The 402-nt window shown below is 59.0% G+C and carries 1 protein-coding gene; it reads right to left on the bottom strand.

Annotated elements, in window-relative coordinates; translation table 11 throughout:
- A partial coding sequence (locus E0L35_RS25880) for a transposase (RefSeq protein WP_171051248.1) occupies window positions 1-402 on the bottom strand: 402 nt, incomplete at both ends.

Here is a 402-nt window from a genome sequence, read left to right as displayed (position 1 = left end):
CCGGTGCTTGCTCAACCACCGCTAGTGCTCGACGAACCTGCATCAGACGTTGCCGACGGCAGCGATTGGCCAGAAAACCGTAGTGACGCACCCGCATCAGTCCTTTGGGCAGGACGTGAAGCAGGAAGCGGCGTACGAACTCCTCGCCATTGAGGATGAGCGACTTGTGTCGGTCATGGTCGCGATAGTCCTTGTAGCGTAGGGTCACCTGGTGCTCATCGACGGCCAGGATACGCGCGTTGCTGATGGCGATCTGGCGCGTGTAGCGCGCCAAGTAGCGAACTACCGTATGAGTGTGTTCAAGGCAGTCCTTGCTGTAAACCACCCAGTCAGTGGCCATCAGCGTGTTCAGTTGAGCATCGACATCTCCGGGCCGGTTTACCCGGTGGAGATCGCCTGCAT

This window comes from Halomonas sp. ATBC28 (assembly GCF_005937175.1).
Classification (GTDB): Bacteria; Pseudomonadota; Gammaproteobacteria; order Pseudomonadales; family Halomonadaceae; genus Vreelandella; species Vreelandella titanicae.
The sequence above is the reverse complement of the archived record's forward strand: the minus strand, read 5'-3'. Positions and strand labels throughout refer to the sequence as shown.